This window comes from Pseudomonas sp. efr-133-TYG-23, from assembly GCF_030209215.1.
GTDB lineage: Bacteria > Pseudomonadota > Gammaproteobacteria > Pseudomonadales > Pseudomonadaceae > Aquipseudomonas > Aquipseudomonas rhodesiae.
In genome coordinates, this window is record NZ_JARVSL010000036.1 from 16,006 (window position 1) to 30,163 (window position 14,158).

The window sequence follows — 14,158 nt, forward strand, 5'->3', positions numbered from 1 at the left end:
CATGACCCAACCCACCGATCCGCTGGCGGATCTCGCCGGCGCACTCAGCCAGGAATATGCCGACTCCCGCGACGCTCAACGCGAGCGTGCGGTTGCCGAACTTGAGCAGGTTATCCAGCGCGTACCCGAGCAGACCGAGTTCACCAACTCGCGCCGGTACAAGGTGCGCGGCCCGCTGTTTTTACTGATTTCCCTGGCGCTGCTGGGGTTCGCGCTGCACCGGGGCTCCACCGGCCTTGGCGTGTGTGCCGCAGTGATGGCCGTGGTGTTCGTGCTGCTCACCTGGCAGCACCGCAACGCCGGGCAACACGCCTTTATGCGCCTGACCCGCCGCCAGTTGTTTGTGGACACCCTGAGCGCGCCGGTGGATCTGGTGGACATTGTCGATGTTTCCATCAGTGAGGAAGGCTGGCTGACGGTGCAGAAACTGATTTTGCGTGCCGATGCGCCCCTGCCTGTCCATCGCTCCGCGCGACAGCTGTTCGGCAACCAGGCCCTGGCCCTTAAAAAGCCCCAGCCGCAGATCCGCATCCAGTCCGCCGGCCTGATGCAGGACGGCCGCACCCTGGACTGCGACCAGATCGCAGAGATCCTCAACGCCTATTGCCAGGCCGCCCATGCGCAACGTCACCTCGATGCGTTGCGCCAGGAAACCCAGCGGGCTTGATCGGTCCGCTAGCGCAGCGGCACATACACATCGGTCTGCCATTGATCCTGCGGCGTCTCGGGGTAGACGCTCAGGTAATGGAAGAACAGCGGGTGGTCGCGAAGCTCCTCGCCGCTGGCAGGCAGCCAATCGCGGTAAATCGGATAGATGGTTTCGCCGATATGATCCGGCGAGCCCACATGCCGCACCACCACGCAGCGCCCGGCAGGAATGATGCGCGCATGCACGCCAAACCCATTCGGTGCCACCGCCTCGTCAATCTCGCCACAGATAGCAAAGCGAAACGCCTCGGGCGCAGTGGTATCGGGGTTGTTATAGGGAATGCCAAACGTGCGGCTCGACGCCACCGGCGACTGGCCGCTCTGCTTGCGCCATTCGATAAATCGACTGGTCGTCTGATTGACCAGCCCGGCGGGCCCGCAATGCTCAAGCGCGGCCACCTGGGTTTGGGGAAATTCTACGATGCGTAATTGCATGATGATCGTCCTGGAAAAGTGAGGGATAGCGAACACCGCATTCCAGGTCTGCCAGTTCGGCGCCTTCCTGAACGCACTCGGCGCCATACCGAACGCCCGCCGGAACGCCCGGCTAAATGCCTCCGGGCTATCGAAACCGGCACTGAGCGCGGCCTCCAGCACCGAATAATCGGCAGCGTTTGCCAGGCTATGGGCCGCACGACGCAGGCGCATCAGGTGCACATAACGCGACACCGGCACGCCGACGAACGCGGTGAACTGTCGATGGAAGTGAAACGCCGAAAAATTCGCCACCCGGCTCAACGTATTCACCGACAGGTCGCCTTCGAGGTTGGCCTGGATGTAGGCGAGAACGGCGTTGAAGCGCTTGGTATAGGCGAGTTGAGTCGGCGTCTCGGACACTGGGAGAAACTCCTGGAAGGGCGGTCGGCGATAGAGTCGACTATAGCGGGGCGCGCGTGCCTAGCCGGGTTTGCTCAAGGTGCGATTGGGGTAATCGTCGTGCCTAGCAATCTCGCTGAGCCAGGCCAGCCGATTGTTCAATGCTGGCAAGAAAAACCTGGGTCTCGCGATTAGACCGCAAACAAACCACCCGGCAAGCAGAGGGCGCATTCGCGGCCAGTTGTTGCATCTTGGCCCTTGCTGATTTTCGCGTGCGCCACATAAACCCAAAGAAAGCCGGCAAATTCCCCCACTGCTCGGGGCAGTTCTCCGGCAGATCAGGGCGAGAATGTCCGCGTCCCAAGAACGTCCTGAGCACGACGCGCCAGAATCGAAGCGCCGCCGAACGATCAATCCATATCAATAGATCTGCGCGCGCGACCCGATTGTCCCAAGTCGCTGAATGACCCCCTTCGAATATCCAGCACTCACGCGCCTCGACTTCATGACACAAGCGCGTCTTCTCGTCCCCGCTGCGTTCTACCCAACCGGGTTGCCAGTGGATGGTATCGATATGAATCACCGGCAAGCCCGTACGCTGGCCAAGCTTGCGCGCTAACGTACTTTTGCCGGAACCGGGTTGACCGACGATCATCACGCGCTGCATTGAGGCTCCTTTTGGGTTGAGCACGTTGAGTGGTGGGTGGGGGATTTTGCGTTAATGGGGGTGTGTGTCAACAAAAGGGAGGTTGGTGTTGTGGGGGGCGTTTGACCAATATATGGCGGTTGGGAAAGGCAGCGTTCGGCCATTAGCTGCCGGAGTCAGCCGTTGCTTAGCTGCATGATGTGAGTCGCATGGGCGTCTTCAGTTCGAAAGCAGCAGCCCGTGATTGAGGAATCAAGCTAGGCTTAAGCAAGCCTCGCTATGAAGGATGAAAATCCTCGAAATAGGAGTTTCCGCCGGCGAAACGTTAAAGGAAAGAAAATAGCCAGCGCTCCTATCACCATCAGAACTTCAGGAATAACCGATGCAACATCTGATCCTTCATTTCACTCATTCCATCGAGGACATTGTCCCGTGGTGCAACGTTATTGAAGAACTCAAGCCACAGCTTGCTCGGAGTGGCGTAGGTCAATTCGATAGCGATGACATGGCAATCGATGGCGGCGACTGTGAGGCTATATTTCGAGGTTTGGATGCAAAACAGCTATTGGCCGTCATCCTTCCGCATATCCAAAACCTGGATTTTCTACAACAGCCAACAACTAAAGTGGAGCTTATCTTCGGAGAGCTTGGCAGTTCTTCTGAGCGGCAAATTTTCATCTTAGCTGACACTAAGTGGGTACCGTCTGCTTAGGGTCGGTTTCAGCTGGTCACGCAAAGTGATTCCGGTAATGCCCACGAATTATTTCAAAGACCCCATCGTCGAGACTGCCTTGTTGATTACTGATTGCCTGAATTCACCTCAATTGAAGTCACCCCATGTACGGTGGGTGGGAAGGTAATCGTCCGCTTCGAACCCTTGCAGCTCGAAGCCCTCGATGTGAAACGTCGACCAATGCCATATTGACATCATCAATTAAATGTTTATCTTTCTAAGATGGCTATCTTTTTCCTCGCATTAAGGGACTAAAAAATGTCTAAAGACAAGTGGAACTTCAATGATTCGTTAAAATCATTACAAAAACTCATAGCGCCTGGAGTTCTTGGCCTACATAACAGTTTCGAAGTAACAGAAATATTCGGATTCATCAAAGGCGAAACACCAGTCAATCTGATCACAATAATCGTGGCGGAACAAAAATTATCTTTGGCAGATGATGGCGAATCTTATCTTACAAATAGCCTTCTAAAAATTAAAACTTTGAAGCACTGGTCATTTGGCGTAAAACGTTATACAAAAAGTGCAGAGACCCTGATTGAGGCACTTGTAACATTAGATGCAAGTGGAGTTTGGAAAGGCTCTAGCAAAGAGTTGAGAACTGGAAATTTAACGGCAAAGCCACCTGAGTTCGCACCATCGGATTCAGCTCAAGAAATAATAATAAACAACATACTTAAAAACAACTATTGGAACGGCTCTTACTTTTTTGAATGGGCCGACTCAGAAAAAAATTCGCTATTCGAATTTTTTGAAGCACCTCAAAGCCTTCAAGAGCTGTCTGAGGAGCTAAAAGCGGCGCTACCAATCAACCTTGCGAAAATCTCGGACCGCTTAGGAAACATTATTATTCAACTACCTGTAACAGCCGTTGCCTCTTCATTTAGCGGACCCGCCGACCGATCTGAGTTTAACGTAGATGTAGAGTGGCTAGAAGGGATAACGCCTCGCCCTTTACGCCTTGTTTTATATCGAAAATACGATAAGATCGACGCGGTTTTCCGCTCCTTAGAAATAAAATCCACTTCAACAACCATATCAACACCAGATGGCCCTGGTGATTACTCAGCATACTTATGGGATGATGAGAACGAAGTTTTGATTAGTAGCACTGGAGCGATGAATTTCATAAATAACATCGACTTAGGTATCCACCTAATAGAGAGTGAACCAAGAACATTTATACGCCGCACGGGCGATGATATCATTACAAAAGAAGTTTCGTTAATAACACTTCAGACCAGCCGTATTGGGAATAAGCCGAACCCTAATGAGGAGTGGGCATCAAAGCGGATGTATACCGAAGAAATCCGCAGACTAAAAGACCAGCGTCGTTTCGTTCAATATAAGCCGTTACCTGGACAAGAAACCGCAGAGAGAGATCGAGCTTTATCGGATGTTCGCTGGCTCATTAATACTCATGGAAAAGAAGCAGCATGGCTCTGGGATCCGTTCTTAGACATGAATGATGTGTTAGATACTTTGTTTCATTCAACGTTTTCATACGTAGATCTCCGCGCTATTTCAGCGGGAAAAGAACCACCAGTATGCTCTTGCACCACACCAAGTCCCGAAACTTTTGTTCAAAGCCAAAAACTGATATTACAAAGCGCAAATTGCAACAAAAGAGGGCTTCGATTTGAGTTCAGAGCACGCGTTAATTCCAGTGGATGGCGATTTCATGACAGGTTCCTTATTTTTCCAAATAAAAATCATGGCGCGCTTGCCTGGTCTTTAGGAACATCTGTTAATAGTTTGGGAAAACAGCATCATATATTACAGCGTGTAGATGATGGGCAGCTCATCATGGATGCGTTTCTTGAGCTTTGGCATACCTTAAACAAGGAGGAGCAACTCATATGCAAAATTTAAGGAGCGATAACAAAATTTTGAACGCCATAACCGTTTGCCCGATGACCTGCAACGAGGCACCTCCAGTAACACTATTAAATGCCATCAATCTACTAGGAAAAAAATCTCTTAATGCTCTTTTCTATGATCACGATACTCTAGAAGAACTAACACACGAGTTTGCCGAGGACTTTAACTCGATCTTTAACTATATCCTAGATCAAATAGAACCTACACCCGAGCAATTTCAAAAATGGACAGCCATGTTCGCGTGGTTTAAACGAACACTGAAAGAGTGGACTCATAAAGAAGATCCTAACGAGTCAACTTTGACATCTTTATTATTGATTGCGCAGTTTTGTCAAAAAGAAGAGTCATTTTGGAAGGGCTTACCGAGCGAAATAATAATTAGCGATGCGCTACTGCGATCTCTTTCAAAGCTACTAGCTGGGCTGGCGATCCCGAATTATGAAACAGCTTCGCTCGAATGGCCTCAATTAAGAGATGCGGAGCGTTCCAAGGACTGGGTCGCTATGGATGCCGCGCTTAGGAGCTTGAGATTTCCACAACCTACTATCTTCCAGATGCAAGTTACTGATATTTTGAGCACATATTCCCCAGGCACACTAGAGGAAGCCATATCAAGTCAACACCAAGTTATCATAGCTTTACAGCAGCAGGAACTTCTAACTCTGAACCAAAGCTTGAAAATCGGAACCGACACAAAAAACCCTTTAATTCAATTCACAACTTTACTAAAGGTTCTCTCACCAGAAGCGCAAGAATTATCATCTGAGCAATATGACGCTACCGCCTTCCTTCAGAAGTTAAGTCAAACTCCACGTGAGTGGTCCTCAGCATTAGCTATGCTGGTTAGTTCCCCACGAAGATCTGCACACCTTCATTCAACTATAGCAAGGGTTCTCGCGAATGGCAGCACATCAATACAGCCAGCGTTTATTAAACATCTAAATATCATTTCTGATGGAGGTTTGCGTACTTGCGTAGAGAGGCAAGCGGTGTCAGCCCTCCTTAAAGAATTTCATAAAATTGCTCCCGAGAACGTTCGTCTTTTTCTCTGGCAAGGACTACATGAGAAGTGGATCAATTGGCGGTTTGGCACGAGCAACGAACATACATCTCTACATGAATTAAATCGGTCCTCAATTGATTATGCCTGCGTCGGATATGCAGTCGAATGTATAACCGAGGCCGAGCTAAAACTTAAAATTGAAAAAATCGAACAAAACCTCTCAACTTTGCACCATCAATGGTTCCGCTCTGTAGTGCCCTGCAAGAGCGAGTGGTTCGTATTGCTATCGCAACTTAAAATTTACAAGCATGCTAGCAAAGTTAGCCTAGACGATGACTGGGTTTTTAATGATAGCGCTTGGGACTATGACACACCAAATTTTCCATATATAAAACTCAAATGGGGATAGTTTGAAAAAACAAACACGACCGTCTCACAAAAAGTCAGTATCTCAGCTGGCATCGCTCCTCCTATTGCGTCTTTTGTGCGGATATCAAAGTAGAAGGCAATCCCAGCCAAAATATTATTACAAGGGAAATGCCATAGACTCACCTAGCAGAGGGGGCAGCTCTGCTAGGTGAATACTGCCATCTTCTTATTGTAAGCGCTTTTTAAACAATGGCCTGCCGAAAGGAGTTCTTTGTGTAGGCCGGTGGTGGGAAGCCACTTAAGAGGAGTTCGGACGCCCTAATGTGTCTTGATCCTCACAGCAGAGCTAAATCGCTTGCGACATCCGACTGCTTTTGGCCGATTTCTGCCCGTCACAAAGAGCTATATCTGCATACGGTCCTTTGTGAGTAAACATATCAAGACAGTGGTGGTTCACCTTGGACTCTTCTTCCTCGCCCCCTGCAATTGCTGCCTGTTCAACCCTGAACCAGGCCGCAGTTCAACACCATAGGTCCGGTCGACCTGTGGACGCGTGGAACGACCCGCTGTGCCTTTCAGTCTACCTGTACCTATTCATCGGTAAGGTATGGCGCAATGGATAAGACAATCACCGTGGACCAACTGGCGACCACTGACCTCAGATCGGTCAACGAGATATGGCTTGGCGACACGCATACGCAGCTGTGTCTATGGCGTGGTGAGCAAGTGTTCACCCACGAGATGCTCAGTGAGGGCACCCACGATCAGAATGTTCGGCGCCTGTGCTTGCAACTGGTCGATCCTGACGATCAGGCTGCGGTGGCCCGTGTTGAGGTGATGGTGCGCGAACGGCTGGTAAAAATGGGCAAGGAGGGCGAGTTTTATCCGGCGCAAGAGGCGGACACTTATCAGTAATCGCGCTGCCGCTGAGCAATTGGGCGGGCCGGTCATGGCCGAAACTTTGGGTTTGTCCAAGAGCCAGCGGGTAGCCTTCATCTCTCATCACGCAAAGCGGATCAAGCTTGCGCGCTGAAACGCTGTGTTGCGCGTCGCTCAAACATGGCGTTTTCCGTCTCCTGTGTGGCCCGCTCGCCTTTGTAGGACAGTTGCAGGACAAAAGAACGGTCCTTCATCGCCGTTAAATCCGACGGGTCGTAATCCCTCAGAAGAGGCGCCAGATCAATGGTTTTGGCGAAGTTTTCGTTGGTCAGGCTGTAATAACCCATGCCCGACCAAACCGAGTCGGCGTCCACCGTATCGATAATGGCGTTGCGGTAAGCCACCGCTGCGGTTTTCATAGAAAGGGATTGATTGAGCAACTCTGTGAGACGCTTGCTCTCTTCGCCGCTGAGCTGGCTGGCCGTATCCTGCACTGTCAGGCGGCCGTCAGCCTCGACGGTGAAACCATACTCTTTGCTCGCCAGGTCCGGCGCGATACCCGACAACGTGGACACGAATGCCTTGAAAGAGGCCTTCAACGTGTGAAACGCCCCGTTGGAAATTTCAGCGAGTCGAGGATATTCCGACGATTGCTGGCGACCGACCCAGGTATCGACAATGTCCACCGGTTCAACCGTTGTGCTTGCTGATTCACTGGGATGATAGATCGCTGCCGGGGCGGTGTTTGCCAACGTCTGTTTCGCGTGATCAGTCAGGGGCTGAGCCACGAGCTTTTGGTCGGAAGGTGCGAGCTGGGTGCTGGCTGGCGCCAAGTAGGCTGCGCTAACGGAAAGGTTCATTTATCGCTCCATGATGTGTCGTCCTCTTCCAGAGTATCGACGGCTATGTGCCAAGCTTTAGCGCATCGATGCTAAGGGGGCGCCAAATGGGGCCATCTCATTATTTCCATAGATGGCCCTCTGGCCCTGCTATCGCTCTGAGATTTCGCTTAGCGGTGTGTTGGATGCAGTCGCAGCGATCAATCATCGGGCAGAGTTGAAAGGGTAGCTTTTTCCATAGAATCGGCCGAAAACAACCCATCACTCGGCCAACCCGTTTACCATGCGCCGCCGGCAGTGGTTCCACGCGCTACCGATCTTTTCCTTAATAGGTACCGCAATGTCCATCGAGCACATTTCCCTCCCCAAAGGCGTCGGCCCACAGGCCGCCAAGCTTCTTGACGCCATTACCGGCGCCGCCACCCATGAAGAACTCAACCGCGCCGGGGGTAAAGCCGAAGGGTTTGTGCTTGGGCTGGAAGCCAGCAAAGCGATCAAGAGCCAGGTCGCCGAGTCGTTGTATGTGGCTTACGACGACGCGGCGAGCCATCGGACGGATGAGTTGAAAGGTTAAGCCGAGCAGGGCGCTTCGCGGTCGAGGAGGCGGGCGGTGAGCAGTACGCCGAGTTCGCTCAGTTGGTGGATGGCCAGGGCGATGTCGCGGTGTTTGCCGCTGAGGTCTTCGGACAGGTCGAGCAGCAGCGTGCTGACGCTGGTGAAGGTTTCGTAGCTGTTGGTGATGAGGCTTTCGGTGCTGGCGTCGGGGGTGACGCTAAAAAGAGGGGGTGAATCTGGCGTGACTTTGTACATACAAGATATCCCGAATGATGCCGTCACCTTGTCGCTACTAAACGATGGGTGGCAGCTGTACGCAGGTTAGTAGACCGGTGGATATCTAAAGCCGGCGCGCCCGGAGGCGCCCTACGCACAGCCACCATCAAGTTCAGACGCAATGTCTGAATGATGTAACTCATGCACTTTTCGATACCCAACTCAGGCTACTAAACCCGGTCCCTGAGAAATTCAGCGACCGGGCAACCTTAGAGACGGCCACCCCAGCGCACAAGCCGGCGGATTCTGACGCAGGCGTAGGCAAGGGAGCAAGGCGTCGCTGGCTATTCGGATTTAGCCTTCAGACGATTTTCGCCAACACCTCCAAGCTTTACGGTCAGAACCCCTGGCTGACACTGACCCCACGCATGATAAAAAACCGTGGGTCGATCAGCTGTAGGCCCTGCTCACCTTTCACGCGGCCGACCGTCACGTGGTAGGTCTTGGGCGCTTCGGAAAGGTTTTCCGGATGGCGCGTGAGTTTTGCCAGGGCCGGGGTTTTGGCCCAGGCAGCCACGGGCATCTGGCGGATGTCTAGGGTGACCACCCAGGATTTGTCCACAGCGGCACCCATCGGGTCAGGGTTGGGGCTGACATCCTTGATCTTGGCAATTTCGTAGCCTTGGGAATAACAGAAGCCCGGCGCTTGTTCGGTGTAGGCCGTGCGACCGGATTCGGTGAGGCTGTAGGTTTTGTCGCTTTTGGCCAGGAGGCCGGCGTCGACCAGGGCGTCGAACGCCGGTGCGTTGCCGCTGGAAACGCCGGCGCTGAAACTCTCGCTCAAGGTCACCGGGAAGCTCTTGAACATTGGCGCGCTGATGCAGGCAGGGCCTTGCAGCCGGGGTTGCAGCGCCGTTTGGATGTCCGTGTCGGACGGGCTGTCGCTGCAGGCGGTGAGCAGCAGGGCGCTGGCAGTGGCGAGGGCCATGGCGTTGAGTCGCATCGTTTTATCCTTGACGATTGAGGGCGTGTCGGCACTGAGACTGTCACATTGAGTAAATGTTTCCGCCATTTACGACGGTGCATTATTGTGGCCGCCTTCGCCCGAATAACCAGTGCCGTCCGCAGGAGCGCCCATGACATTGACCGTCGACACGTTTATCTCCCTGGCCATGGCCAACCCCCTCAATGCCGAAATCACTGCACGCCTACCCGACCTGGGTGTGGCGCAGTGCATGCTTACGGCGGGCTGCCTGTTCCAGGCGGTGTGGAACCATCAAGCGAATCGACCGGCCGATCAGGGGGTGAAGGACTACGACGTTTTTTACTTCGACCCGGACCTGTCCTACGAGGCTGAGGACAGGGTGATTCGGGCGGCGCAGGGGTTGTTCAAGGACTTGGAGGTGAATGTCGAGGTCAGGAATCAGGCGCGGGTTCACTTGTGGTATGGCCAGCGTTTCGGTCGGCCTTACCCCCAGTTGCACTCGGCCCGCGACGGCGTGGATCGTTACTTAGTGGCCGGCACCTGCATCGCTTTGGAGGTGGCGACGGGCGAGTTGTATGCGCCTTACGGGTTGCAGGATGTGGCCGAGGGCGTGCTGCGCATCAACCCGTTGCACACAGAACCCGCGTTGTTTGCGCAAAAGGCCCTTAGTTATCAGACGCGCTGGCCCTGGCTCAGGATCGTCGCGCCCGGTTCAGCCGAGTAGGCCACCCAGCACGGCGCAACCTGCCACCACCAGCCACGGCGGCAGCTTCCAGGCCATCAGGGCGACGAGTGCGAGTAACGCCAGGGCGAAGTCGTACAGGTTGAAGATCGCGCTGGTCCACACCGGGTGGTACAGCGCCGCCAGCAACAGGCCAACCACCGCCGCGTTGACCCCTGCCAATGCGGCCTGGGTGCGGGGGCTGTGGCGCAGGCTCTGCCAGAAGGGCAGCGCGCCGAAGATCAGTAAAAACGACGGCGCGAAGATCGCCAGCAGGCATACCACGCCGCCGATCCAGCCGTTGGGGGGCGCATGCATCGAGGCGCCGAGGAAGGCGGCAAAGGTGAAGAGTGGGCCGGGCACGGCTTGTGCGGCACCGTAGCCGGCGAGGAATACGTCGTTGCTCAGCCATTGCGGCGCCACCACTTCAGCTTGCAACAACGGCAGCACCACATGGCCGCCGCCGAACACCAAGGCGCCGCTGCGGTAGAAGGCGTCCACCAGCGCCAGACTGTGATGGGGCAGCCCCTGCGCCAGCGCCGGCAGGCCCACCAGCAGCACGGCAAACAGCAGCAACCACAGGGCCCCGGCGCGTCGGCTGAGGGGGATGGGCAGTGCGTCGGGCGCAGCGGCCAGTGCAGGTTTGAATAGCACCAGACCGGCCAATCCAGCGGCGGCGATCACCCCCACCTGCGCCCAGGCCGAGGGTTGCCACAGCACCGCCGCGGCCGCGAGCAGCATCAGCAGCACCCGCGCTACGCCCCGGCACAGGTTGCGCGCCATGCCCCACACGGCTTGGGCGACCACTGCCACCGCGACCACCTTGAGGCCATGCAGCACACCGGCGGGCACGGCCGTACCGTAGTGGGCCAAGCCTAGGGCAAACAGGATCAGCAGCAACGCCGACGGCAATGTAAACCCGGCCCACGCCGCCGCCGCGCCGCCGTAACCGGCGCGGGTCAGGCCCAGGGCGATACCGACCTGGCTGCTGGCCGGGCCGGGCAAAAACTGACACAGGGCGACCAATTCCGCGTAGCTGCGCTCGCTCAGCCAGCGCCGCCGGGTCACAAACTCATGGCGAAAATACCCCAGGTGCGCAATCGGGCCGCCAAACGAGGTGAGCCCCAGGCGCAGGAAAATCAGGAACACCGCCAAGGGGCTGCTGTGTCGATCGCTGATGGGGTCGGTCAAGATTGGGCTCTCGGGCGGGTGGAGTGAAGGCACGGTAACCAATTTTAATGACGGCTGAAAGCGAGGGATCCGACGCGAATTTCAGACCTGCATTGAATTTATGCGCGCTTGCTTGAGTCATTTGAAACATGCAGACCGCTTGGTTTTCTTTCCACTCGCCCCGCTGACTTCAGCCAAGGACCGACGATGACCTTCTTTATCTTCCTGCTCGCCTGCGCCGCCGCCGCCAGTACCGGCATCATTTTCAAGCCTGGCGCGTGGTACGACTCCCTGGTCAAACCGAGCTTTACACCGCCCAATTGGTTGTTCCCGGTGGCGTGGACGATCATCTATCTGCTGCTGGCCTGGGCTGGTTACCGCTTGAGCTTGATCCCCGGCAGCCAGATGGTATTGGCGCTGTGGGCGGCGCAGATTGCCTTGAATACCTTGTGGACCCCGGTGTTTTTCGGCGCCCACCGGCTGTTGGCGGGCATGGTGATTATCGTGCTGCTGTGGCTTACCGTCGCCGCGATGGTGGTGCTGGCCGTGCGCCTGGACCTGCTCACCGGTTTGATGCTGTTCCCGTACCTGGCGTGGCTGTGTGTGGCGGCGGCGTTGAATTTTTCGATCTTGCGTAATAACCGCTGATGGCCCTGCAGCCATGGCCCGCCAGTGCGACCGAACTGGCCCAGATGCGCCGCTTCAACCAAAAGCTTGGGTGGATGCCGCGCTTCAAGATCCGCAATCGCGTCACGCCGCGCGTGTTGCAGACGTTGTTGCGCATCAGCCAGAAAATCAAGAAAGGCCCAGCCGCTGAAACCCGCTTGATTCGCCAGGACGGCATTCAGGTGCCGGTGCGCATCCTGCGTCCCAATGGCCCACCCAAGGGCGTGGTGCTGGATATCCACGGCGGCGGCTGGGTGATCGGCAACGCGCAAATGGACGACGACCTCAACTTGGGCATGGTGCGCGCCTGCGACGTGATAGTGGTGTCGGTGGACTATCGTTTGGCGGTCGACACGCCGGTCCAGGGCCTGATGCAGGACTGCCTGGCCGCCGCGCGCTGGCTGCTCGGTGAACCGGAGTTTGCCGGGTTGCCGGTGATCGTCGTCGGCGAATCGGCCGGTGGGCACCTGGCGACCGCGACATTGCTCGCGCTGAAACAATGGCCGGCGCTGCTCCAACGGATCAGCGGCGCGGTGTTGTATTACGGCGTCTACGACCTCACCGGCAGCCCCAGCGTGCGGGCGGCAGGCCCCGATACGTTGCTGCTGGACGGGCCGGGCATGGTCGACGCGCTACGCTTGCTGACCCCGGGGCTGAGTGACGAGCAGCGTCGGCAGCCACCGTTATCGCCGCTGTTTGGTGAGGTGGAGGGGATGCCGCCGGCCTTGATGTTTGTCGGCGAGCTGGACCCGCTGCTGGACGATACGCGGTTGCTCGCCGAGCGCTGGCCACTGGCAGAGGCGCACTTGCTGCCGGAATCGGCCCACGGGTTTATCCACTTTCCGGTGGCCATGGCGGTTGCGGTATTGGCGTATAGCCGACAGTGGATCAGCGGTTGCCTCACTGGCGAACAGTCTTCGCGCTAACACAGTGCATCACATCGACAGTGGGCCTGACGACTCTTTTCGTGGTGAGTCGATGCGCTGTGATGAGCGTTTTTTTTGTGGTGAGCGGGCTTGCCCTAACGCCGGGCAGTTAAGGACTCAGTGAGTGATTTTCTGCGCCAGGCTGAGGACGGATTCGCATGCCGCAAACTGCGCGGTAGTACGCCGTTTGATCCAGGCAGCGATGACTATCAAAGGTGGGAGGGGGCTTGCCCCCGATAGCGCTGGTGAGTCAGCCCATCTGTCACTGACCCACTGCTATCGGGGGCAAGTCGAATCGTCGCACCGCCCCTCCCACCTTTTGAACCGGTTGTTCCAGTTAATACTGGGTAGGCCGTTTAGATTCGCATACTGGCTCTGATTTTTTAGTTATTGCCCATCTCGCCTTAACTGACTGGCATTAGGGCAAGCCCGCTCACCTGAGTGGAATTACAACTGCCGTTGCAGATGAGTGGTCTGCCAAACCGGGTCTGACTCGATATCCACCACTTCAAAGCCCTGGCGTCTCCAGAAATCAATCGCCCCCGGTAGAAACGGGTGAGTGTGCAGGTACATCATCTGCACTTCATCGGCTCGGGCCTGTGCCTCTAGCGCCCGATACAGCCTGCTTGCCAGGCCAAAGCCACGGAACGCCGGCAGCACGTACAGGCGCACCACTTCCACGGTGTTCAGGCCTTGGTAGTTCAACTGGGGAAAACGCCCGTCGTAGGGGAGATAGCCGATAGCGGCAACGATCGCACCGGCGTTACGCACGATCATGAATTGACCTCCACCCTGAAGGTACGTTGCTTCGAAACTCGCTAGATCGGCGGGTAGACCGGCGGCGCTGAGGGACGGGAACAACTCGGCGCGGGCCTGCAGGACGAAGGTCAGTACGTCGGGGATGTCGGCGGCGGTTATCGTTGTTGGTGTAAGTGTGAGTGCCGGCAGCATCGTGGTGCTTTTATCAAGTTTCACAGGGTGCCCTTGACTGGTTGAGCTGAAATAGAGAACTGGAAAATTACTCGTCTACGCAGGCTGAATT

16 protein-coding genes are annotated in these 14,158 nt (G+C 55.6%); 9 read left to right on the plus strand and 7 right to left on the minus strand.

Annotated elements, in window-relative coordinates; translation table 11 throughout:
• The first annotated feature begins 1 nt into the window (after position 1).
• On the plus strand, positions 2 to 667 hold the full coding sequence (locus QRN41_RS22645; protein WP_052448396.1) for a hypothetical protein: 666 nt from the start codon (positions 2 to 4) through the stop codon (positions 665 to 667).
• An 8-nt stretch (positions 668 to 675) separates the two neighbouring features.
• On the opposite strand, the gene QRN41_RS22650 is transcribed toward QRN41_RS22645, so the two are convergent.
• Both QRN41_RS22650 and QRN41_RS22655 read right to left on the minus strand, forming a co-directional pair.
• Positions 676 to 1,545 (minus strand): AraC family transcriptional regulator, encoded by an 870-nt coding sequence (locus tag QRN41_RS22650; protein ID WP_167418257.1) that lies wholly within the window; start codon positions 1,543 to 1,545, stop codon positions 676 to 678.
• Positions 1,546 to 1,648: 103 nt separating this feature from the next.
• Positions 1,649 to 2,191: a P-loop NTPase family protein gene (locus tag QRN41_RS22655; protein WP_167418256.1), complete on the minus strand. Its 543-nt coding sequence runs from the start codon at positions 2,189 to 2,191 to the stop codon at positions 1,649 to 1,651.
• A gap of 361 nt (positions 2,192 to 2,552) precedes the next feature.
• Between QRN41_RS22655 and QRN41_RS22660 the strand changes: the two genes are divergently transcribed.
• The 4 genes from QRN41_RS22660 (at position 2,553) to QRN41_RS22675 (ending at position 7,074) form a co-directional block, all read left to right on the plus strand.
• On the plus strand, positions 2,553 to 2,882 hold the full coding sequence (locus tag QRN41_RS22660; RefSeq protein WP_167418255.1) for a hypothetical protein: 330 nt from the start codon (positions 2,553 to 2,555) through the stop codon (positions 2,880 to 2,882).
• 279 nt (positions 2,883 to 3,161) lie between these two features.
• Entirely contained in the window at positions 3,162 to 4,778 is a 1,617-nt protein-coding gene (locus QRN41_RS22665; RefSeq protein ID WP_167418254.1) for a VPA1262 family N-terminal domain-containing protein, read from the plus strand.
• The gene (locus QRN41_RS22670; RefSeq protein WP_285422148.1) at positions 4,766 to 6,199 is read left to right on the plus strand and encodes a hypothetical protein; all 1,434 of its coding nucleotides are present in this window, start codon (positions 4,766 to 4,768) and stop codon (positions 6,197 to 6,199) included. The genes QRN41_RS22665 and QRN41_RS22670 overlap by 13 nt, the downstream gene beginning before the upstream one ends.
• Before the next feature lie 575 nt (positions 6,200 to 6,774).
• Positions 6,775 to 7,074, plus strand: a complete 300-nt coding sequence (locus QRN41_RS22675; protein WP_167418252.1) for a hypothetical protein — start codon at positions 6,775 to 6,777, stop codon at positions 7,072 to 7,074.
• Positions 7,075 to 7,175: 101 nt separating this feature from the next.
• On the opposite strand, the gene QRN41_RS22680 is transcribed toward QRN41_RS22675, so the two are convergent.
• Complete coding sequence (locus QRN41_RS22680) at positions 7,176 to 7,898, minus strand: hypothetical protein (protein ID WP_167418251.1); 723 nt, start codon at positions 7,896 to 7,898, stop codon at positions 7,176 to 7,178.
• A 319-nt stretch (positions 7,899 to 8,217) separates the two neighbouring features.
• On the opposite strand from QRN41_RS22680, the gene QRN41_RS22685 reads away from it, so the two are divergent.
• Positions 8,218 to 8,451, plus strand: a complete 234-nt coding sequence (locus tag QRN41_RS22685; protein WP_285422149.1) for a hypothetical protein — start codon at positions 8,218 to 8,220, stop codon at positions 8,449 to 8,451.
• Here the strand turns inward: QRN41_RS22685 and QRN41_RS22690 are convergent.
• On the minus strand, positions 8,448 to 8,687 hold the full coding sequence (locus tag QRN41_RS22690) for a DUF6124 family protein (protein WP_034099222.1): 240 nt from the start codon (positions 8,685 to 8,687) through the stop codon (positions 8,448 to 8,450). The genes QRN41_RS22685 and QRN41_RS22690 overlap by 4 nt on opposite strands.
• Before the next feature lie 358 nt (positions 8,688 to 9,045).
• Entirely contained in the window at positions 9,046 to 9,651 is a 606-nt protein-coding gene (locus QRN41_RS22695) for an SEN1982 family lipoprotein (RefSeq protein ID WP_047882081.1), read from the minus strand.
• A 133-nt stretch (positions 9,652 to 9,784) separates the two neighbouring features.
• On the opposite strand from QRN41_RS22695, the gene QRN41_RS22700 reads away from it, so the two are divergent.
• Positions 9,785 to 10,357 (plus strand): nucleotidyltransferase family protein, encoded by a 573-nt coding sequence (locus tag QRN41_RS22700; protein WP_285422151.1) that lies wholly within the window; start codon positions 9,785 to 9,787, stop codon positions 10,355 to 10,357.
• Here QRN41_RS22700 and chrA read toward each other — a convergent pair.
• On the minus strand, positions 10,346 to 11,545 hold the full coding sequence (gene chrA, locus QRN41_RS22705; protein ID WP_285422152.1) for a chromate efflux transporter: 1,200 nt from the start codon (positions 11,543 to 11,545) through the stop codon (positions 10,346 to 10,348). The genes QRN41_RS22700 and chrA overlap by 12 nt on opposite strands.
• 186 nt (positions 11,546 to 11,731) lie before the next feature.
• Between chrA and tspO the strand changes: the two genes are divergently transcribed.
• A complete protein-coding gene (tspO, locus tag QRN41_RS22710) occupies positions 11,732 to 12,172 on the plus strand; it encodes a tryptophan-rich sensory protein TspO (protein WP_034099216.1) in 441 nt (146 codons plus the stop codon).
• Positions 12,172 to 13,116 (plus strand): alpha/beta hydrolase, encoded by a 945-nt coding sequence (locus QRN41_RS22715; protein ID WP_285422153.1) that lies wholly within the window; start codon positions 12,172 to 12,174, stop codon positions 13,114 to 13,116. The genes tspO and QRN41_RS22715 overlap by 1 nt, the downstream gene beginning before the upstream one ends.
• 447 nt (positions 13,117 to 13,563) lie before the next feature.
• Here the strand turns inward: QRN41_RS22715 and QRN41_RS22720 are convergent, their stop codons facing one another.
• Complete coding sequence (locus QRN41_RS22720) at positions 13,564 to 14,067, minus strand: GNAT family N-acetyltransferase (protein WP_285422165.1); 504 nt, start codon at positions 14,065 to 14,067, stop codon at positions 13,564 to 13,566.
• Between the last annotated feature and the right edge of the window lie 91 nt (positions 14,068 to 14,158).

Coding starts and splice junctions, on each gene's coding strand:
- QRN41_RS22645 (WP_052448396.1), top strand. CDS start 2: ATGACCCAACCCACCGATCCGCTGGCGGATCTCGCCGGCGCACTCAGC.
- QRN41_RS22655 (WP_167418256.1), bottom strand. CDS start 2,191: ATGCAGCGCGTGATGATCGTCGGTCAACCCGGTTCCGGCAAAAGTACG.
- QRN41_RS22660 (WP_167418255.1), top strand. CDS start 2,553: ATGCAACATCTGATCCTTCATTTCACTCATTCCATCGAGGACATTGTC.
- QRN41_RS22665 (WP_167418254.1), top strand. CDS start 3,162: ATGTCTAAAGACAAGTGGAACTTCAATGATTCGTTAAAATCATTACAA.
- QRN41_RS22670 (WP_285422148.1), top strand. CDS start 4,766: ATGCAAAATTTAAGGAGCGATAACAAAATTTTGAACGCCATAACCGTT.
- QRN41_RS22675 (WP_167418252.1), top strand. CDS start 6,775: ATGGATAAGACAATCACCGTGGACCAACTGGCGACCACTGACCTCAGA.
- QRN41_RS22680 (WP_167418251.1), bottom strand. CDS start 7,898: ATGAACCTTTCCGTTAGCGCAGCCTACTTGGCGCCAGCCAGCACCCAG.
- QRN41_RS22685 (WP_285422149.1), top strand. CDS start 8,218: ATGTCCATCGAGCACATTTCCCTCCCCAAAGGCGTCGGCCCACAGGCC.
- QRN41_RS22690 (WP_034099222.1), bottom strand. CDS start 8,687: ATGTACAAAGTCACGCCAGATTCACCCCCTCTTTTTAGCGTCACCCCC.
- QRN41_RS22695 (WP_047882081.1), bottom strand. CDS start 9,651: ATGCGACTCAACGCCATGGCCCTCGCCACTGCCAGCGCCCTGCTGCTC.
- QRN41_RS22700 (WP_285422151.1), top strand. CDS start 9,785: ATGACATTGACCGTCGACACGTTTATCTCCCTGGCCATGGCCAACCCC.
- tspO (WP_034099216.1), top strand. CDS start 11,732: ATGACCTTCTTTATCTTCCTGCTCGCCTGCGCCGCCGCCGCCAGTACC.
- QRN41_RS22715 (WP_285422153.1), top strand. CDS start 12,172: ATGGCCCTGCAGCCATGGCCCGCCAGTGCGACCGAACTGGCCCAGATG.
- QRN41_RS22720 (WP_285422165.1), bottom strand. CDS start 14,067: ATGCTGCCGGCACTCACACTTACACCAACAACGATAACCGCCGCCGAC.